The organism is Luteibacter jiangsuensis, assembly GCF_011742555.1.
GTDB classification, from domain to species: domain Bacteria; phylum Pseudomonadota; class Gammaproteobacteria; order Xanthomonadales; family Rhodanobacteraceae; genus Luteibacter; species Luteibacter jiangsuensis.
This window is the reverse complement of the sequence record NZ_JAAQQR010000001.1, coordinates 249556-268386: the sequence shown is the minus strand read 5'-3', so window position 1 is coordinate 268386 and position 18831 is coordinate 249556. Positions and strand designations below refer to the sequence as shown.

The following is an 18831-nucleotide window of genomic DNA, read 5'->3' as shown; positions in this document are numbered from 1 at the left end:
GGATGCTCTGAACAAGTTCATGGCGCTTGCGATAACTTGCTCAGAGCATCCCTAGATCCATCCGTGCAGGTGATAGGCCCAAAGGGCTATCCGCTCGTACAGGCAGCGGGCGGTCAGCGTCAGGGCATCGCGCCGCGGCAACCAACGCGGCGCGTCGTACAGGGCCGCGTGTCTCTCGTCCGTGGGCTCGGGCCACACCTTGATACCCGTTTTCCTGAATGCCGCCGAGGCCCGGCGCATATGGGTGGCGGACGTAACCAGCAATACCTCCGAGGCGCCGCTGGCCGTCAGTATGGCCGCCGAATCGCGCGCGTTTTCGTGTGTGTTCCGGCTGCGTGATTCCACCCGGATAGCGTGAACCGGTACGCCAGCCGCGGCGTAGCCCTCTGCCATAGCGCGTGCCTGATCGCTGCCGGATACCACCAGGAGCGGAGCGTATCCGGCACGCCAGAGGGCCAGCCCCTTGCCCGCGCGGGTCTTCACACTCGACCAGTCGGCCGAGGGACGTGTCTCCCCGCCGAGCACGACGATGGCATCGGCGTGGGGAGGCTGTGCCGGTCCGCTCGTTGCCAGGCTGTTTCCTAACGCCAGGGCGAGCGCGGGTGTGGATGCGAGCCACACCCAGGCAAGGGCTATCGCGCCTGTCCATGCCGCCAGTGCGTGCCGGCGGCGAAACACCATCGCGAGCGAGATCGCGCCCAGCAGCAATGACTGGACGGCCGGGTGCGTGAGGCTTTCCACGATGTCGAGCGACTCGGCCAAACGGGCATCTCGAGTGCGTCGGTAACAGGCTTCCAGCATGACGCAACGCGCTCCGGAACACCTTCGGTCGAATGGCATAGGCGGGCTGTCGGAATGGACGCGGGGTGCCATTGAAATGACGATACCGCTCGACGAAGTCACAGGGGCGGGTGTTCATCATGAAGGTCTTCAATCGCGTTGCCACGCTCGCCGTCGTGCTGCTGCTGGGCGCGTGCGCCACAGGCGGAAGCACGTCCCCGCCGCCGAAAGCCGCCGCCGAAAGCCAGGCGGTGGACACCTATCTGATCGGTGTGGACGACCAGCTCCAGGTCACGGTCTGGCATAACCCCGACCTCAGTGTCAGCGTGCCGGTACGACCGGACGGCAAGGTGACGGTGCCGCTCGTCGGCGACGTCGCCGCCGGTGGCCGCACCACCGAGCAGGTGGGTGCCGAGATCCAGCAGAAGCTGGCGCAATACATTCGCGATCCGCAGGTAGCGGTGATTCTTACCGCACTGCGCAGCCACGAGTACCTGTCGCGCGTCCGCGTTACCGGTGCCGTGCGCAGTCCGATTTCCATTCCCTACCGCCAGGGCATGACCGTGCTCGACGCGGTGCTCGCGGCCGGGGGTACCACCGAATTCGCGGCGCCCGATCGCACCGAACTCTATCGCCGCAACGACGGCGGCACCACGCAGTCCTACGCGGTAAGGCTGGAGAAGATCCTCCAGCAGGGCGACCTGGCGAACAACTATCCGGTGCAGCCCGGTGACGTGATCACCGTTCCGCAGCGCGCATTCTGACCGATTCCGCCGCAGGCGGACGCAAGGGGTAATTCGATGAGCGGCGAACTCGTTCCTTTCTCGGGCATCGTGCCTGCACTGGTGGGCGAAGCACGGAGGCGACGCATCGCGATGGGCGTAATCTTCGCGGTCATCGCTCTTGCGGCGCTGGCGGTCGGCTCGGTGTGGCCGAAGAAGTACGAGGCGTCCACCACGATCCTCGCCCAGGAAGCCAGCATCATCACCCCGCTGATGGAAGGCGCCGCCGCGGCCACGGGCAACAAGAACCGTGCCGGCATCGCGCGCGACGTGATCTTCAGCCGCAAGGTGCTCGACGAGGTGCTGAAGACCGGCGGCTGGCTGGCGGGCAACCCCTCGGCAGTGGAGCGCGACAGGATCGTGGAGGGTATCAAGGCGCGAACGAAGATCGTGAACAGCCGTGACAACCTCATCACGATCAGCTATTTCGACTCCGATCCCAAGCGCGCGTTCGAGGTCACGCGTGCGTTCGGCCAGCTCTTCATCAGCGAAAGCCTTGCCTCCAAGCAGCGGGAAAGCCGAGAGGCATACGAGTTCATCAATAGCCAGGTCGAGGCCTACCGGACGAAGCTTACCGATGCGGAAGACAAGCTGAAGGCCTACCGCGACGCGAATGCCGATGCGCGCCCCGGCAGCGAAACCGACGCCAATGCGCGCATCGCGCAGCTGCGCACGCAGATCGAAAACAACCGCATGGACTACATGCAGAAGCAGTCGCAGGCGGCGGCGCTCGCCTCGCAGCTGAGCGGCGAGTCCGAAGTCAACGCGGTGCAGACGGTCGGCGGTATCTACCAGACGCAGCTAGCGGATCTGCAAGGCCAACTCGACACGCTTCGGCTGACGTACACCGATGAATATCCGGATGTAGTGCGCCTTCGCCACCAGATTGAAGACCTGCGCAAGCAGGCGCAGACGGCGGATGCGAAGCGTGCGGTCGGCGGGGCGATGGCGCTCGACCATGCCGTGACGATGAATCCTGTGTATCAGCAGATGCGCCTGCAGCTCGCCTCGATACGCAGCGATGCGGCGGCCAGCGCCGCGCGCGTGTCCGCAAGCGAAACCATGCTGCAGTCGGAGCTGGAGCGCAGCAAGCGCATCGCCAACTCGGAGAACGTGACGGCGGAGCTCACCCGCGATTACACCGTGAATCGCGACGTGTACCAGGACCTTTTGAAGCGCCGCGAGAACGCTCGCGTCTCGATGAACCTCGATGCGGAGCAGCGCGGCCTGACCTTCCTGGTGCAGAACCCCGCGGTGATGCCCCTCGTGCCGACGGGTCTGCGCTTCATGCACTTCGGACTGGCGGGGCTCGCCCTCTCACTCGCCGTGCCTTTCGGCCTGCTGTTCGCCGTGGCGCGCTTCGATCCGCGCGTCCGCTCCGTGGCGCAGGTGGAACGGGCCACGGGCTTTCCGATCCTGGCTAGCATTCCGTTCTACCCCACGCCGCGCGACCGCCGCCGCGAACACCTGCAAAACACCATGCTCGCCGTGATCGTCGCGGGTGTCGCGGCGATCTACCTCCTGGTGTTCTGGCTGAGGATCAAGGGTTGACGATGAACAAGATGGCTGCTGATAACATCGAACTGGGCGACGTGGTCGCCTCCCGCCAGGGCGAGCACGTGGCTCCGGGCCATTCCATCGCGAGGATGCGCGAGGAGGGCGGCGCACTCGCCCCCATCGACTGCGAGCGGAAGCGCCTGATCCATCGCGAGGAGTCGGTCCGCCAACAGTCGGATTCGTTCCGCAGCATCCGCACACGCCTCCTGGAGATGGCGGGCGATAGCAACTTCGTCACGCTGGTGGTCGCGGTGAGCCCGCGCTCCGGCGGGAGCTTTGTGGCACGGAACCTTGCCACCGCTTTCGCCTTCGACGAATCCAAGACCAGCCTGCTGATCGATTGCAATCTGCGCTACCCGAACCAGCACAAGGCGTTTGGCGTGGAGCCGCAGACCGGAGGCCTGGTCGATTTCCTCGAACACCCCTCACGGGGCATCGCCTCGATCATGTATCCCACGGGGGTGCCGCGCCTCAGGCTCATTCCATCGGGGCGGCCACGCGAGAACAGCAGCGAGTATTTCTCGTCGTTCCGCATGCGCGCCGTGCTGGATTCCCTGCGTTGCCGCTACTCCGACCGCTACCTGTTCCTCGACGGTCCGCCCGTCAAGGGGTCGCCGGACGCGCGGATCCTCTCCGATCTCGCGGATTTCGTCGTGCTGGTGGCGGGCTACGGCCGCGACACCCCCTCGTCGATCAGCCAGGCCGTTGCCAATTTCGACCCCGCGAAACTCGCCGGGGTGGTGTTCAACCAGTCGCCTTGAGTGCGCGCCCCCGTCGGACCGGGGGCGAAGGGGAGGGATCATGCCGCCGTCGTCCAGGCTTGCCTGCGCCATCGTGGTCGGACTCGCGACGGCACCGTCGACGGTGCTGGCCGGGACGTTGAACTACACGCTTTATGCCGGGGTCGAGCATAGCAACAACATCGCCCTGTCCTCGGACAATCCGGTAAGCGAGAACGTGCTGACGCCGGGGGGGACGTTTCAGTTCACGCAGATGGGCTCGACGTTCCAGGCGAACGTGGCCGGCACGGTCGAGTATCGCAAGTACCTGCAGAACCATTTCGACTCGCAGTTGCAGACCCAGCTGGCCGGCCAGGGCAACTGGACGATCATGCCGGATCGCCTCGATTTCTCGGTGGAGGACTATGCGGGCGTGCAGCCCGTGGACCAGCTGGCCAGCAATTCGCCGGATAACCAGCAACAGACCAACGTGCTCGTGGCGGGCCCGACGTTGCGCATGCGCTTCGGCCAGTCCGCGCGGGGGCAGTTCGAGTTGCGGTACATCAACAGCTATGCCTCGAAGGTGGACGACTTCGATTCGTCGCGCGGCCTGGCCGCCTTTCGCGTCTTCCGCGACCTGAGCCCCACCGACACGGTGTCCGCGAACGTCGAGTTTCAGCGGGTGAACTTCTCCAACCAGCAAAGCAGCGCCGACTACGACCGCAAGGAAGCCTTCGTCCGCTACACCAGCAACCTGGCTCATTTCGATGCGGACGTGCTCGTGGGTGGCAGCCGCCTCGAGTTCGACGGCGGCGAACGTCATTCAGCGCCGCTGGTGCGACTGCGCCTCGGTTGGCAGCCCACGCTACGCAACTCCCTCACCGTGTCCGGCGCATACCAGTACGCGGATGCGGCGCAGGACATCATCACGACGCCAGGGGCTTTCGGTGTCGGCCTCAGCGCCGATCGCACGGAATCGATCGATCCCTTCGCGGGTACGGGCGGACTGGGCAGCGGACTTGGCGTCGGTACGGGCATAGGCACGGGAAGCGCGGTGATCGGCTCGCAGGTGTACAAGGAGCGCCGGCTCGATGCCACCTGGAACTGGCGCGGCGAGCGCCTGACCGTCACGGCATCGCCTGCGTACAGCAAGCTCCGCTACGTCGACGATCCCACATTCGACCAGAACGATCGCGGCCTCAGCGTCGGCATCGGGTATCGCTTGCGCCCGACGGTCACGCTGAGCGGCTTCGCCACGCTGGACAAGCTCAAGTACGAGACGGTGGACAGGAACGACACCACGGTGCGCCTGGGCCTCAACCTCAGCCGGCAATGGAACCAGCATTGGAGCGGGCAGGTATCGGTCGCGCGGGAGAGGCGAACCAGCAACGCGATCGGCCAGGACTACAAGGCGACGAGTTTCTTCATCGGCGTGGTGTACCGGAGATGAGCATGCGGCCCGACGCCGAACTACCCTTCTTCTTTGGCCCCGACGGCGGCCTTTTCGGGATGTACCACGCGCCCGACGTGCCGGCACGGCGGGCCGTGCTGATGTGCGCGCCGCTTGGACAGGATCTGATCCGCTGCCACCGGATCTATCGCCAGCTGGCCCAGGCGCTCGCAGGGCAGGGCCTGGCAGTGCTGCGCTTCGACTATCACGGCACGGGCGATTCGGCGGGAGAAACCGCCACGGTGGACTGGGAGCGATGTGTCGCGGACGCGGTGCTGGCCGCGGCTGAGCTGCGTGCGCGTGCCGGCGTCGAGCGCGTGATTGCGTTCGGCGCGCGTCTCGGTGGGAGCATTGCCATGTGTGCTGCCGAACGGGCGGGGTTCGTCGAAGCGATCGTGTGGGATCCGGTCCTGGACGGGAGCGACTACGTGGCCGCTCTCGACGCGATGCAGGCCGCGCTGCGCGAGGATGCCGGGCGCTTCACACAGCCACGCAGCCACGCCGATGTGGCCGAGCAATGGCTGGGATTCGATACGGACGACCGCCTGCGCCGGCAGCTCCGCGACCTCGCGGTTGGGCCGGCAACGGTGCCGACGATGGTGCTCGACTCCCTGGGTGGAGCGGAAACCATCGCATGGGATCGATGGATTGCGCCGCCCGGCAAAGTGGCGAGCATCGTGCCGTTGACCCCATGGAACGATCTGCGTCGGCTGGAAACCGCGATCCTGTCGCAACCGCTGATCCAGGCGGTGAGCGGCCACCTCAGGGAGACCGCATGATGCGTGAGGAAGCCCACCGTTTCGGCCGTGGCCGCCACCTCGTCGGCATTGCCGGCGTGCCGGACGGAACCTCTGGCGAGACCGGGATCATCGTGCTGAATGCGGGCCTGGTCCATCGCATTGGCCCGTTCCGCCTCCATGTCGAACTGACCCGGCAGCTTAACGAGGCGGGCTACCCGACCTTGCGCTTCGATCTGTCGACGCTGGGCGACAGCGGCGCGACTGGCGGTGGCCTGACGCGGGCCCAGCAGGTCTGCGCCGACCTGGACGACGCCATGAATCTCCTGAAGGCGCGTGCGGGCTGCGAGCGCTTCGTGCTGGTCGGTCTTTGCTCCGGCGCACAGAACGCCCATATCGTGGCGGCGACGGATCCGCGCGTATCCGGTGCGGTGTTCCTCGACGGTTATGCGTACCGCACCCTTGGCTACAAGCTTCGGCACTACCTTCCGCGCCTGGTCGATCCCGGCCGCTGGGCGCGCCTGTTGCGGCGAAAGCCCGCCGTGAGCACGGACCGGCCGGCATCGGAGCCCGTGTTCGCGGTGGCGCCAGCCCCGCGCGAAGAAGTGATCGCCGATTTCACCGGCATGGTGGAGCGCGGCATGAAGCTCTATCTCGTCTATTCGGGCGGGATCAGCAACTACTTCAATCATGCGCGGCAGTTCCGCGAGTGCTTCGGCCGGGTGATGAATCATCCGGCTGTGACCACGCGTTATGTCGCCGAAACCGATCACACCTACATCCTTACCGGCGACCGCGCCCGACTGCTCGACGGCATCGGTGGCTGGCTCCAGCGCAACTTCCCACCGGCCCACGCCGGGAGGCCCGCATGAAATCGGTACTCGTCACGGGAGGCGCCGGCTACATCGGCAGCCATACGGTGCAGCAACTGGTCGAGCGCGGCGAGCGCGTCGTGGTGATCGACAACCTCTCCACTGGTTTTCGCGAAGCTGTGCTGGGTGCGTCGTTCGTCGAGGGCAATGTCGGCGACATCGATCTCGTGTCGCGGGTTCTGGAGGCCCACAGGGTGGACGCCGTCCTGCACTTCGCCGCCCATACGGTGGTGCCGGAGTCGGTGAGCGATCCGCTGAAGTACTACGGGAACAACACCGGCAACACACGTAACCTGCTGGCCTGCTGCGCGGCGGCAGGCATCGACAAGTTCATCTTCTCGTCCACCGCCGCGGTCTATGGCACCACCGAAGCCGGCGTGGCCGACGAGGACACCCCCACCTGTCCGATCAACCCCTATGGTACGTCCAAGCTCATGTCCGAGACGATGCTGCGCGACTGGTGCGCGACGGGCGCGATGCGGCACGTGATCCTGCGGTATTTCAACGTGGCCGGATGCGATCCGCTGGGTCGCATCGGCCATTCCACACCGAACGCCACGCTATTGATCAAGGTAGCCTGCGAACATGCCGTGGGCAAACGCGCCTCCATCGCCATCTACGGGACCGATTACGACACACCCGACGGCACGGGCGTGCGCGATTTCATCCACGTGGAAGACCTGGCGGCGGCGCACTTGCGCGCGCTGGATCATCTGCGCGCGGGTGGGGAATCGCTCACGCTCAATTGCGGCTACGGGCATGGCTACAGTGTGCGCGAAGTGGTCGAGGCCGTGGCCAGGGCGGCGGGGCACCGCCTCAACGTGGCGGAACTGCCGCGCCGGCCAGGCGATATTCCCAAATTGATCGCGCGCAGCGACCGCCTGCGCGAGGTGCTCGGCTGGCGGCCGTCCTACGACGACCTCGACGTCATCGTGCGCACCGCGCTGTCTTGGGAACACCACCTTGCTGGCAGCCGCTTTCTCGCCGCGTCGGTGGCATGAAGAGGCGCGTTCCCATGCACGGCAGCAAGCGCCGACGGATGCCCGACGCCGAATGCACTGCGCCGGATTTGCCCATGCACGTCCGCCATGTTCTGCTTGTCCTCGGCTGCCTGCTCGCGCTGGCCATGGTCGCTTTTCCGATCGACAGCCGGGCGCTGGCGCTACCTGCGGGAGCCGCTTCGGCGGCGACAGCCCCACCGCTTGACCTATTTCCACCGATGCCGTCGTCACGGGCAGCCCGGAAGGTCCAGGTCGCACGCCTCGCAGGGAAGGGCGACGATCTTCCCGTCACTCTCGGTCTTCCGTTGCCGCCGGGCCTGCTGCACGACGCGGCGCAGGTGCGCCTTCTGGACGAGCGTGGCGCCGAGGTGCCTGCGGCGGTGAAACCGATGCTCACGTGGCACTTTCGCGATGGCAGCCTCCGTGCCGTGCGCGTGCAATTCCACGGACCGCCGGGTACCTACTATTTCGCCTTCGACGCGCCGCGGACAAAGCATGCCGCGGGCTGGCCTTATGACGAAGGCCTCGTCGACGGCAGGCCGGCGGCGATCGCGTCCCTCGCTCCCGAATGGCTGACGTCCTCGCTTATAGCGGGCCCGCAATCCGTGGTCACGCCGGGCGAACCCTATGCCCGCTATGTCGATGCGCAGTTCCGGTGGGCGCGCACGATGCCCACCGGCGACACGACCGCGTGGCTCTTCGACCGGCCGTCCACCCTGTTCAAGGCTTACGTGCGAACGGGCCGTGCGGACTACCTCGAGGCCGCGGAAACCAGCTACCGGTGGTACATGGCCGGCATCAAGCGCGACGGCATGCCGGTAAGCCCCTCCTGTGGAGGCGGTTGGCTACCGAACGGCAAGCCTTGCGACGTCAAATACGTGTACATCGAGCCGATCCTGCTCGCCGTCGCACTGGCCGGCGACGATTCCATGCACGATGCCGGGCTGGTCGGAAAGATGGCCGAGCTATGGAATACAGGAGGCTGGAGCGGGTCGCCGGGACCGTATCGGCACGCCACGGACTACTTCACCGAACGGCTTGCGGGGCTGGGTCTTGTGGAGACGGTGGCAGCCTACGAACTGACCGGCGAGGCACGTTATCGCGAACGTATCGACGCGAGGGTAGGCTGGCTGTACGAACACCAGCGCCACAACCCCGACGGACTCGGCGACGACGGCTCCTGGCGCAACAGCTGGAACGTGCATGAGAACGATCCGGGCGGAAAGGACGACGTGCGCGGCACATCGCCGTGGATGAGCGAAAACATCGTGGACGGGCTTTGGCACGCGTGGCTGGTGACGGCGGACTCGCGCATCCCGGGCATGATCGCCGACTTCGGCCAGTACATGGAACGTTCCGGATGGATTTCCGCCGACCTGCTCGTGCCTCCGCATGACTGGCGCAACGACTGCTCCGGCCCTGGCGGACAGATCGCCTGGTACTGGTCGTCGTCGCAAGCGACGCTGCCGGCGCTGATGAAGATTCAGGAGTCGGAGGGCTGGTACAGCGACGGACACACCGTGGAACTCGGCTTGCCGGTTGCCGCGGCATGGTATTTCGAGCGCGACCCGGCGCGGGCCGCCGCCTTGCAGAAGCGGTTCAAGGCGCTCGCCGCGTCCTACAGCCCTGCATGTGCCACCATCTCGGACACGCTGCGCCGCTTCAACTGGAACAATCGCGGCGCGGGCGTGGCGCAGTGGATGATGGCGCAGCCGGCGGGGGCGGGCCTCGGGACGGCGCCTCCGGTGCGGATGGCGAGGGGAGTGTCGCCATGAACCGGCGGATCGCGGTCCTGCGCAGTGTCGGCATCGTCACGGTGTCCACCTATATCGAGTACGCCCTCGGCCTGCTGATGAGCGTATGGATCGCGCGTTCGCTCGGTCCCTCCGACTTCGGCCGCTATGCGTTCACCGTATGGCTGTGCGGGTGGTTGATGGTCTGTTCGAATCATGCATTGACAACCTCGTCGACCAAATTCGTTGCGGAGGCCGACGGGATGGGTGACCCGACGCTCGCGTCGCACCTGGCGGCGTACTTCTCGCGCATCCAGACGACCAGTTCGATCGTGGTGATCGGCCTGTTCGTCCTCGTGGGTTACCTCTTTCAACCCTCGGAATGGCATGGCTCGCTGTTGCCGATCATGGGCCTTGTCGTCGTGGCGGTCGTGGCGAAAGCCAATTACGCCATGCTCGTGGCCATCGGCAAGGGGCAGGAGCGATTCGAGCCGGAAGCCGTGGCCACGGTGATCGGTGGCATCGTGAGCATGCTGCTGGTGCTCGCAGCGATGCTCCTGCACGCGGACCTCGTCTCGTTCGTTGCGTTGTTCGCCGTTGCGTGCCTGGTCCTCAACCTCATCAACCGCATCGCCTTCCGCCGCTGTTGCCGGCCCTATGCCGGCGGCCCCATTCCGTCCGCGGTCGCCGCGCGCGTGAACCGGCATCTGCGCCTCACCGCCGCGCTGGTCCTCATGGGCTCGTTTCGGGCAGGTACCATCGAGGTGTTCCTCCTCACGACCTTCACGGGCTCGGTGGCGGTGGGTTATTTCGCCATTGCCGGCACGCTGACCCGCGGCGCGGTCCAGTTGTTCTCGGTCGGTCTCACGTCCACGTTGCTGCCGTACATGGCGAAGACCTACGGCGAGAGCGGCACGGCGCGCGCCGCACGCTTCCTGTCGGAAGCGACACGCTTCTACTGGGCCGTGGGTATCGCCATCGCGGGTCTGGGGCTTGTGACAACACCGGAAATCGTCCGGCTCATGTACGGCACCCGTTATGTCGATGCCATCCCCGCCATCGAAGCGACGCTGGTGCTGGGAGGGCTGCTGCTGATAGGTAACGGCATCGCGGCGTTCCAGACCGTGGTGGACCGCCAGGACGACCGTATTCGCATCGCCGTCGTCGCCCTGATCGCGAACGCCATCCTCGGGATATCGCTGGTGCCGATGCTCGGGCTTGCCGGCGCGGTGCTGACCTATGCGGGCACGCGCATCGTGGAAATGGCCCTCGCTGTTCATTACCTACGCAAGGCCACGAGCGGAGGATTGCCGGTGGCCGCCATGTCGCGGTTGTTCGCCGTGGGACTCGTGGCCACGCTGGCGGCGTGGGCGGCCACCGAGGCGACGCCGTCGCGGCTGGGTTTCCTGGTCGGTGCGGCGGCGTTCGTCGCTCTGTATGTGCCTGGTAGCGCGCTCGTTCGCTACTGGACCGAGGAGGATTACCAACTCATGACCGGCATCGGGCGCCGGCTCGGGCCGCCGGGGCGGGCACTCGTCCGGGCCGTCGAGTTCGTTCATCCACCGGTAGCCAAGGCGAGCCCATGAACTACGTCTGTTCCACCTTGCACACGCTGGACGCCTTGCGCGCGGTACGTGACGACCTGACCCGTGTCGCCGAACTGCCGGGCGCTGCGAGTGGCATCGTGCAGCACCCGGACTGGCTTCTGTTCGAGGTGGAAAGCCGGCAGGACGGCACCGTGCCGCATGTCGTCGTCGTTCGCGATGGCCACGGACAGGTGGTCGGATACCTGCCGTTGCTTGCCGTCGAACATACGGCCCGTCTCGATGTGGCCGGGCGCCGCGTGAAGCTTTATCGCGGCGCGGCCCTGCGGTTGCTCGGCAGTGGCGTGGTGGCGCGCGAGGCTGAACGCGACGGCGTCGAGCTTGCGGTGACGAGGCAGCTGGCCGGCGACCTGGATATTCGCGTGATCCGCATCCAGGAAGCGGACCTGCCCAATCGATTCGCCACCGCGCTTGGCGGACGGGGTGGATTCCGCCTGGTGTCGGCCAATCTCCTCGATCAGGTGCACTGGTCGATCGATCCGCAGCCGTCGGCAGAGGCGTGGCTCGCCGCCATGGACAGGAAAAAGCGGACGGATCAAGTGCAGCGGGTGGGACGGGCCTATCGAAAGCTGGGCGGCGACGCGGCGTTGCACGTGTTCGACAGCGGCGAGGACATGCCCCGGTACTGCCGTCTCATGAACGAGGTCTACGCACGCACCTGGCATCACGCGGAAGTGCCCATCGACTGGGAAGCGCCGGAGCGGGTGACGCTCTTCCGTCGCCTCGCCGACGCAGGGCATCTCGTGGGCCATATCGTGCTGCGCGAGGGCAGGCCGCTGGCGTACGTGCACGGCTACCGCATCGGAGGCACGTATCTCGTCGACGACCTCGGCTATGACGACGAGGTGGCGAAGGTGGGCATCGGTTCGGTTGCGGTGTTCCAGGCGGTGCGCGGGCTGCTGGATCGCTTTCCGGGCGAGCGGATCAGCTTCGGCTACGGCGACAACCAGTACAAGCGGTTGCTTTCGACGCGGGCCGAACCCTGCGGTTCGCTTTACGTGGTTCGGCCCACCCGGGCGACCGCCGGCTTCCGCATGTATGCCCCGATGCGTTGGATCTACCGGGGCCTGCATCGGGTGCGCGCGGACCTGCGCGCGCGCAAAGGCGCCGTCTAGCGCGCGCCCCGGCGGAACGGCCTGATCTGACAAACGGTTTAGACCCCCGTGCTATGGGCAATGGGGCGCCGGAGGCGCAAGCTGGTCACAGGCACCGTTTCGCTGGAGGACACGCATGAACGCTCAAGTCGGTCCCAGGCCCTACCAGGAGGCCACGGCACGCCTGCCGTTGGTCCGCCAGCTTCTCGAGACCCGTTACCGAAAGGCCTTCTTCGCCCACCGCGCCCTGACTCACCACATCTACCGTGGCGTGTTCCGCAGCTTCGACGAAGCGCAGGCGAGCATCCCGGCCGACCACGCCAGCGGTTACGACAACAGCGAATCGGCGGACCTGTATCGCGAGCGGACGCGGCGGGTGTTCATCAACGACTATCCGATGATCCACTGGCTCGGTCGCTGGCTTGCCGAAGGTGCGCGCAGTGTATTCGACCTTGGTGGCCATGTAGGCATCGCGTACTACGCGTACCAGAGATACCTCGCCTATCCGCAGGGTCTCCGCTGGACCGTGATGGACGTGCCGGCGGTCAACGCCGCCGGAGAGGCCTGGGCGATGGAGCACGATACGCCGCGCCGCCTCGCCTTCGCCGACGACGTGTCACAGGCGTCCGGCACCGACGTCCTGTTCGCCGCCGGCTCGCTGCAGTACCTTCGCTACTCGCTGGCGGATGCCCTCGCGGCGATGCCGGCGAAACCACGCTTCCTGCTGCTCAATTCCGTGCCCGTGCACATGCGGGAGTCGTATTTCACCGTGCAGAACATCGGTACGGCCTGCTGCCCATACAGGGTCACCGCCGAGCGCGAATTCCTCGGCGGCCTGTCGTCGCTGGGATACGAGTTGCAGGACCGCTGGGAGAATCCGCAGCGGTACTGCATCGTTCCGTTTCATCCGGAGTTGTCGCTGGATCGCTACTTCGGATTCGCGTTCCGTCTGGCGGCTTGAGCGGCACTCTCCGTTGCGGCCACGCGCCGGTTCTCCATCCATTCGTACACCACAGGCAAGAGCAACAGCGTAAGCAATGTGGACGTGATCAACCCGCCGGTTACCACGGTCGCCAGCGGACGTTGCGTTTCGGCACCAACTCCGGACGACAGGAGCATCGGAACCAGTCCAAGGATCGCGACCGTGGCGGTCATGAGTACGGGTCGCAGGCGCAGGGCGGTTCCATGGAGCACCGCCTCGCGCACGCTCGAACCGGCTCGCCGTTGCTCTTCCAGGAAGCTGACCATGACGATGCCGTTGAGCATGGCGACGCCGAAGACGGCGATGAAACCGATGGCCGAGGGAACGGAAAGGTATTGCCCCGATATGAAGAGCCCGACGATGCCCCCAACGGTCGCGAACGGTACGTTCGCGAGGATCAGCACCGCATGCCGCATGGCGTTGAAGGCGGTGTAGAGCAGGATGAAGATGAAGAAAATCGTCACGGGGACGATGATGGCCAGCCGCTTGAGCGCTCGCTGCTGGTTCTCGAAGGCACCGCCCCATTCGGTGTAATACCCCGTCGGCAACGTCACCTCGCGGGCGATGGCTGCGTTGGCGTCCTGCACGAACGAATCGATGTCCCTGCCGCGCACGTCCATCTGGATGACGGAGTAGCGTTGCAACTGCTCCCGCCTGACGAACGAATAGCCTTCCGCCGTACTCACCTTCGCCACCTGGCCGAGCTGGACCAGCGATCCGGAAGGAGTTCGCAGCGGAATGCGTTCGATGTCGCGCACGGACGCCTTGCTCGCATCGTCGAAGCGCACGGTGAGATCGAACCGCTTCACGCCGTCGACCACGGTGCCGACGGGCTCGCCACCGATGCCGTTGCGGACGACGGTGAGAACGTCGTCGGCATTGAGCCCATGGCGCGAAAGGGCTTCCCGGTCCACCTCGATGCGGACCTGCGGTTTGCCCAGGTTTGCTTCGAGTGCGAGATCCGCCACGCCGGGCACGCCGGCGATGGCGTGCTTGATCCGGCCGGCAAGACGGTCGAGCTCGCCGAGGTCCTCGCCGTAGAGCTTGAGGGCCAGGGTGGCGCGCACACCGGAGATCAATTCCTCGATGCGCATCTGGATAGGCTGCGTATAGCTCACGACGGCAGTGGGCAAAAGGGCGGCCAGTTCATCGGCCATGTCGCGCTCGATGCTGTCGAGTGTCTGCCCCTTGCGCCACTGCGCACGCGGTTTCAAGGGCGTATAGACCTCCATGTAGTTCACGTCGGCGGTTTCGCCTTTTTCCGCGCGGCCGATCATCGCCAGTGTGGTTTCCACTTCCGGGAACCGGGCCTTGATGCGCTCCGCCACCTTACGCGAGATGTCGATCGATTCGTCCAGCGAGGCCGATGGAATCGAGGTGATGCGCCACATGATGGCGCCTTCGCGCAGGTTGGGCATGAATTCCTTGCCAAGGAAGGGAAACAGCGCCAGGGCACCGACGAGACAACCCCCGGCAATGGCGAGCACGGCCCGGCGATGCCCGAGTGCCCAGCCCAACGCTCGCGCGTATATCGGCTTCAGGCGTGCGAGAAGCCATGTATCGCGTTCCGTTCCCGGCTTCAGCACGGTGGCGGCGAGCACGGGTACCAGCGTCAACGACAGCAGCAGCGAGCCGGCCATGGCAAAGGCGATGTTGAAGGCCATTGGCTTGAACATCTTGCCTTCGAGCCCCTGCAGGCTGAACAGCGGCAGGAACACCACGATGATGATGAGAATGGCGAAAGTGATGGGGGCGGCCACCTCGCGCGCGGCGGCGAGGACCGCCGCGGGCCGGTCGACGGGCTCCCCGCGTGCCCTTCGTTCCGCCATGATCCGGAACGCGTTTTCAACCATGACGACGGCGCCGTCCACCATCATGCCGATGCCGATGGCCAGACCCGCCAGCGACATCAGGTTGGCGGAGAGGCCCGCCTGAGCCATGCAGATGAAGGCGATCAGCATGGCCAGGGGCAGGGTGACCACGACGACGAGCGCGCTGCGCAGTTCGCCGAGGAACAGGAACAGCACCAGCGCGACCAGGATGGCGCCTTCGACGAGGGCGCGCACGGCGGTACCCACCGCCGCGTCGACGAGGTCGGTGCGTTCGTATACAGGCTTCACCACGGTGCCGCTGGGCAACGCCCGGCGTACGGTATCGAGCCGTGCCTTCACCGCGTCCACCACGTTCCGCGCGTTTTCGCCGATGCGGGCCAGTGCCTGGCCCATCACTACTTCCTTGCCGTCCCGCGTCACGGCGCCGGTGCGCGGCGCGCCGGCTTCGACCACCGTCGCCACGTCGTGCACGTACACCGGCGTACCGTGTTCGCTCTTGAGCACGATGCTGCCGATGTCCGCGGCTCCTTTTACCAGACCCAGTCCGCGCACCAGGTACTGTTCGCGCCCCACGTCGATGAAGTTGCCGCCGACCTGCGCATTGTTCGCTTCCAATGCCTGTATCACTTCCTTCAGGCTGAGGTCGTGCGCGAGCAGGCGCATCGGATCCACGCGCACCTGGTACTGCTTCTCCTGCCCACCCCACGAGGTCACGTCGTCCACGCCGGGCGCGGTACGCAGGATCAGTCGCACCGTCCAGTCCTGAAGGGTGCGCAGGTCCATGTCTGACGCATGCCCCCCGGCCGTGCTGTCGTCGCGTTCCACCGTGTACCAGAAGACCTGTCCGAGGCCGGAGGTGTTGGGTCCCATCTCCGGCTTGCCGTATCCGGCCGGCAGGCGGTCGCCGACTTGTTGCAACCGCTCGTTCACGAGCTGACGCGCGAAATAGACATCCATGCCATCGTCGAAATACACGGAAACATAGGACAGCCCGAACAGGCTGACGGAACGGATGTCCTGGACGCCCGGCAACCCGGCGAGTGCCGACTCGATGGGGGTAGTGAGCAAGGGCTCCACGTCCTCCGCGGCCAGTCCGGGTGCCTCCGTATACACGCTGACCTGTACGGGGGTCACATCCGGGAATGCATCGATGGGCAGGCTGCGCGCCGCGCGATAACCCAGCGCGGCAACCGCGACGAATGCAATCACCACCAGCAGCCTGTACTTGAGGGAAAGGGCGACAAGGCGTCCGAGCATCATTCTTCCCCCAACTGGGAACGCAGTATCCGCGCCTTCAGCGCGAATGCTCCCTTGCGCACGTACGGGGTACCGGCCGCGAGGCCACGCGTGATGGTTTTCCAGCCGCCACGCGTCTCACCCACCTCGACCGGCACGGGCTCGAATTGTCCGGCGCGCTTGCCGCGCACGAAGACGGTGGGCTGGTTCTGCAGCAGCACGATCGCCTCGGCCGGCACGGCGAGGCCGCGGGACCGGGAAGCGACCTCGATGCGGCATTCGACGAGGTCGCCGGGATGCAGCAGGTCTTCCTCGTTCGGCACCCGGATTCGAACACCCACCGTCCGGGTTTTTTCGTCGGTAAGGTGAGCGCGACGGATCACGTGGCCCTCCAGCTCCCGGCCGTTTGCGGCGACGACGACCCGGGCACCGTCCCGAACCTCGTCCGCCTGGCCGGGCGGCATGCGCGCTTCCACCCATACGGACGACTCCGCCGCCAGCGTGAAGAGGGTGCGGCCGGGTTCAACGCGCTCGCCGACGATGAAGTCGTCGGTCGTCACGCGTCCCGCCTGCGGCGCCAGCAGTTCGAAGCTGCCGTCGGCCGCTGCCGAGCCCCGCTTCACCACGTCGCGGATCTGCGCATCGGAAAGGCCGTACGCCTTCAGCTTCGCGCGAGCCTGGTCCCGCTGCACCAGGGCCTCGTTGTAACGACGGGCGGATACCGCCTGTGGCCCCAGCGATGCCACTCGCGCCCAGTCCTGGCTCGCCACGATGAGCTGCCCTTGCGTTTCGGCGACATCCACGCTCGACAGCGCCACCAGCGGCTGCCCGGCCTTGACCAGGTCTCCGAGCTTCGCCCGTCGGGCGACGACCTGCGATGCAACCCGGGGCGACACCAGCGCGGTGGCATAGGCGTCGATCTTCACCTCGCCGGGTGCGCGCACCTGGTCGACCGTCGTGCGCACCTGCGCGGTTTCGACCACGATGCCGGCCGCAGCGACCGCCGCGGCATCCAGTATCAGCGGGTCTTTTTCCGCAGACCGCGCGGCGTCTTCGGGACGCGCCGCCGAACCGAGGGGGGCGCCGAGCAACAGGGCGAACATGAGCGAGGCGATGGGATGAAGCATATGGGGAGTCATGGCGAAGAATCCTTGCTGGTATCGCCGAGCCAACCGGTCAGGCGGCCCGCGGCGGCGAGATAGTCGAACCAGGCCTGCCATGTCTGGCTTTCGAGCGCGATGCCCGCGAGTTCGGTGTCGAGGCTCTGCTTCAACTGGACGAGGTAATCGGATGTGCCGATCTCGCCGGCCTGCCAAAGCCGGTCGAGCAAACGGGCCCGGTCGTCGAAGGCACCGGCCCGGCCGGCGCGAAAACCTTCGGCGGCATGGCGCACGGCCTCGTAGGTCGTCCTTGCCTGCGCAAGCTGCGCATCCGAGCGAAGGGCAGCCGAGCGGCGGCCCGCAAACGCGGCATCGGCGGTGGCGCGTGCCGCTTCCACGTCGTATCGCCCGGAATTCAATACCGGTAACGGGATCGATACGCCGATGCCGATCACGCGGTCCGTACGGTTGCCGCTGCGCACGCGGCCTCCGGTAAGGCTGAGCGTGGGATCGGGCCGGCGGGCGCGATCCGCGACAGCCACGGCGGCGTTCGCCCGCTGCTGCTCGGCGTCCGCCTGGAGGGATTCCAGCCGTTCCGGGGTCGCCACAGGAAGTACATCCGTGGCTGGGGGCGGAAGGTCCCGCGGCAGCTCCGGGAGCGGTTGTGGCGTGCCGCCGAGCGCGGCCAGTCCCGCCACGGCCGCGGCTTCCTGTGTTTCCAGCGCCGCCTGCTGGATGCGCGCTTCGCCAAGCGCGAGCCCGGCCAGATCGCGCTCCGGACTGCTGATGTCGCCGACCCGAAGGCGTTCCGTGGCCAGCTCGTCGAAGCGCCGCATCAGTTCCACGCGTCGCCGGCCCAGCGCGACCTGCTCGCGCGACAAGGCCGCGACCGCCCAGGCTTTCAGCCAGTCGAGCGCGACGCGTCGGCGTTCCAGTGCATAGGCCGCCTCGCGTGCGCGCACGTCGGCGTCGCCTTCGGACATGCGAGCCCTGCGCTTGCCGGACACGTCGAGCGTGAGGCTGGCCCCGGCGGTGCGCCTGTCGACGTCGGCGTTCTCGCCCTCGATGGAAAGCGATGGGTTGTACACCGGTTGCGCGGCGGCGCGGGCGCGTGCCTGGGCGGCGAGGCGTTCCGCATCGGCCGCCTGCAGGTCGGGACTGGCGGCCCAGACTTCACGCACGGCATTTCGCAGGCCGAGCGCGGCGGGTGGGCCGGCCACGTTGGTCGGGGAAGGTGAGGCGATGGCGCTGGCAGCCATCCACACGCACGCGGCGCCCCATGGCGCGGTACGCAGGAAAGACATGGTGGATCTCCTGAAGTCGGACGCGGATCGGCGCGGCCGCTCACGCGA

General features: G+C 66.5%; 15 protein-coding genes. 11 read left to right on the top strand and 4 right to left on the bottom strand.

Translation table 11 applies throughout. The annotated features are described in order from the left end of the window. Positions 1 to 51: 51 nt before the first annotated feature. Positions 52 to 801 (bottom strand): YdcF family protein, encoded by a 750-nt coding sequence (locus HBF26_RS01060; RefSeq protein ID WP_167122231.1) that lies wholly within the window; start codon positions 799 to 801, stop codon positions 52 to 54. A gap of 119 nt (positions 802 to 920) precedes the next feature. On the opposite strand from HBF26_RS01060, the gene HBF26_RS01055 reads away from it, so the two are divergent. From HBF26_RS01055 to HBF26_RS01005, 11 genes are all read left to right on the top strand, one after another. Then, positions 921 to 1544: an XrtA/PEP-CTERM system exopolysaccharide export protein gene (locus HBF26_RS01055; protein WP_167122228.1), complete on the top strand. Its 624-nt coding sequence runs from the start codon at positions 921 to 923 to the stop codon at positions 1542 to 1544. A gap of 36 nt (positions 1545 to 1580) precedes the next feature. After that, a complete protein-coding gene (locus HBF26_RS01050) occupies positions 1581 to 3113 on the top strand; it encodes an XrtA system polysaccharide chain length determinant (RefSeq protein ID WP_167122225.1) in 1533 nt (510 codons plus the stop codon). A gap of 11 nt (positions 3114 to 3124) precedes the next feature. Then, entirely contained in the window at positions 3125 to 3880 is a 756-nt protein-coding gene (locus HBF26_RS01045) for a CpsD/CapB family tyrosine-protein kinase (protein WP_240151156.1), read from the top strand. A 40-nt stretch (positions 3881 to 3920) separates the two neighbouring features. Then, positions 3921 to 5288 carry an outer membrane beta-barrel protein gene (locus tag HBF26_RS01040; RefSeq protein ID WP_167122223.1) on the top strand — a complete coding sequence of 456 codons (1368 nt, stop codon included), beginning with the start codon at positions 3921 to 3923 and terminating at the stop codon, positions 5286 to 5288. 2 nt (positions 5289 to 5290) lie between these two features. Then, positions 5291 to 6067, top strand: a complete 777-nt coding sequence (locus tag HBF26_RS01035) for a serine aminopeptidase domain-containing protein (RefSeq protein WP_167122221.1) — start codon at positions 5291 to 5293, stop codon at positions 6065 to 6067. Next, entirely contained in the window at positions 6064 to 6897 is an 834-nt protein-coding gene (locus tag HBF26_RS01030) for an alpha/beta fold hydrolase (protein WP_240151155.1), read from the top strand. The genes HBF26_RS01035 and HBF26_RS01030 overlap by 4 nt, the downstream gene beginning before the upstream one ends. Beyond that, positions 6894 to 7898 carry a UDP-glucose 4-epimerase GalE gene (gene galE, locus HBF26_RS01025; RefSeq protein ID WP_167122219.1) on the top strand — a complete coding sequence of 335 codons (1005 nt, stop codon included), beginning with the start codon at positions 6894 to 6896 and terminating at the stop codon, positions 7896 to 7898. Before HBF26_RS01030 ends, galE begins: the two co-directional genes overlap by 4 nt. A 74-nt stretch (positions 7899 to 7972) precedes the next feature. After that, positions 7973 to 9673: a hypothetical protein gene (locus HBF26_RS01020; RefSeq protein ID WP_167122209.1), complete on the top strand. Its 1701-nt coding sequence runs from the start codon at positions 7973 to 7975 to the stop codon at positions 9671 to 9673. Further along, the gene (locus HBF26_RS01015) at positions 9670 to 11217 is read left to right on the top strand and encodes an oligosaccharide flippase family protein (protein WP_167122207.1); all 1548 of its coding nucleotides are present in this window, start codon (positions 9670 to 9672) and stop codon (positions 11215 to 11217) included. The genes HBF26_RS01020 and HBF26_RS01015 overlap by 4 nt, the downstream gene beginning before the upstream one ends. Next, on the top strand, positions 11214 to 12350 hold the full coding sequence (locus tag HBF26_RS01010; RefSeq protein ID WP_167122205.1) for a GNAT family N-acetyltransferase: 1137 nt from the start codon (positions 11214 to 11216) through the stop codon (positions 12348 to 12350). The genes HBF26_RS01015 and HBF26_RS01010 overlap by 4 nt, the downstream gene beginning before the upstream one ends. Positions 12351 to 12465: 115 nt before the next feature. Further along, positions 12466 to 13290 carry a TIGR04325 family methyltransferase gene (locus HBF26_RS01005; protein WP_167122203.1) on the top strand — a complete coding sequence of 275 codons (825 nt, stop codon included), beginning with the start codon at positions 12466 to 12468 and terminating at the stop codon, positions 13288 to 13290. On the opposite strand, the gene HBF26_RS01000 is transcribed toward HBF26_RS01005, so the two are convergent. Genes HBF26_RS01000 through HBF26_RS00990 form a run of 3 tightly spaced genes read right to left on the bottom strand, consistent with a single transcriptional unit; the run spans position 13257 to position 18783 of the window. Continuing rightward, complete coding sequence (locus HBF26_RS01000) at positions 13257 to 16400, bottom strand: efflux RND transporter permease subunit (RefSeq protein WP_167122201.1); 3144 nt, start codon at positions 16398 to 16400, stop codon at positions 13257 to 13259. The genes HBF26_RS01005 and HBF26_RS01000 overlap by 34 nt on opposite strands. Next, a complete protein-coding gene (locus tag HBF26_RS00995; RefSeq protein WP_240151154.1) occupies positions 16400 to 17518 on the bottom strand; it encodes an efflux RND transporter periplasmic adaptor subunit in 1119 nt (372 codons plus the stop codon). The genes HBF26_RS01000 and HBF26_RS00995 overlap by 1 nt, the downstream gene beginning before the upstream one ends. Then, the gene (locus HBF26_RS00990; RefSeq protein WP_167122199.1) at positions 17515 to 18783 is read right to left on the bottom strand and encodes a TolC family protein; all 1269 of its coding nucleotides are present in this window, start codon (positions 18781 to 18783) and stop codon (positions 17515 to 17517) included. The genes HBF26_RS00995 and HBF26_RS00990 overlap by 4 nt, the downstream gene beginning before the upstream one ends. Positions 18784 to 18831: the final 48 nt, after the last annotated feature.

Coding starts and splice junctions, on each gene's coding strand:
- HBF26_RS01060 (WP_167122231.1), bottom strand. CDS start 801: ATGCTGGAAGCCTGTTACCGACGCACTCGAGATGCCCGTTTGGCCGAG.
- HBF26_RS01055 (WP_167122228.1), top strand. CDS start 921: ATGAAGGTCTTCAATCGCGTTGCCACGCTCGCCGTCGTGCTGCTGCTG.
- HBF26_RS01050 (WP_167122225.1), top strand. CDS start 1,581: ATGAGCGGCGAACTCGTTCCTTTCTCGGGCATCGTGCCTGCACTGGTG.
- HBF26_RS01045 (WP_240151156.1), top strand. CDS start 3,125: ATGGCTGCTGATAACATCGAACTGGGCGACGTGGTCGCCTCCCGCCAG.
- HBF26_RS01040 (WP_167122223.1), top strand. CDS start 3,921: ATGCCGCCGTCGTCCAGGCTTGCCTGCGCCATCGTGGTCGGACTCGCG.
- HBF26_RS01035 (WP_167122221.1), top strand. CDS start 5,291: ATGCGGCCCGACGCCGAACTACCCTTCTTCTTTGGCCCCGACGGCGGC.
- HBF26_RS01030 (WP_240151155.1), top strand. CDS start 6,064: ATGATGCGTGAGGAAGCCCACCGTTTCGGCCGTGGCCGCCACCTCGTC.
- galE (WP_167122219.1), top strand. CDS start 6,894: ATGAAATCGGTACTCGTCACGGGAGGCGCCGGCTACATCGGCAGCCAT.
- HBF26_RS01020 (WP_167122209.1), top strand. CDS start 7,973: ATGCACGTCCGCCATGTTCTGCTTGTCCTCGGCTGCCTGCTCGCGCTG.
- HBF26_RS01015 (WP_167122207.1), top strand. CDS start 9,670: ATGAACCGGCGGATCGCGGTCCTGCGCAGTGTCGGCATCGTCACGGTG.
- HBF26_RS01010 (WP_167122205.1), top strand. CDS start 11,214: ATGAACTACGTCTGTTCCACCTTGCACACGCTGGACGCCTTGCGCGCG.
- HBF26_RS01005 (WP_167122203.1), top strand. CDS start 12,466: ATGAACGCTCAAGTCGGTCCCAGGCCCTACCAGGAGGCCACGGCACGC.
- HBF26_RS01000 (WP_167122201.1), bottom strand. CDS start 16,400: ATGCTCGGACGCCTTGTCGCCCTTTCCCTCAAGTACAGGCTGCTGGTG.
- HBF26_RS00995 (WP_240151154.1), bottom strand. CDS start 17,518: ATGACTCCCCATATGCTTCATCCCATCGCCTCGCTCATGTTCGCCCTG.
- HBF26_RS00990 (WP_167122199.1), bottom strand. CDS start 18,783: ATGTCTTTCCTGCGTACCGCGCCATGGGGCGCCGCGTGCGTGTGGATG.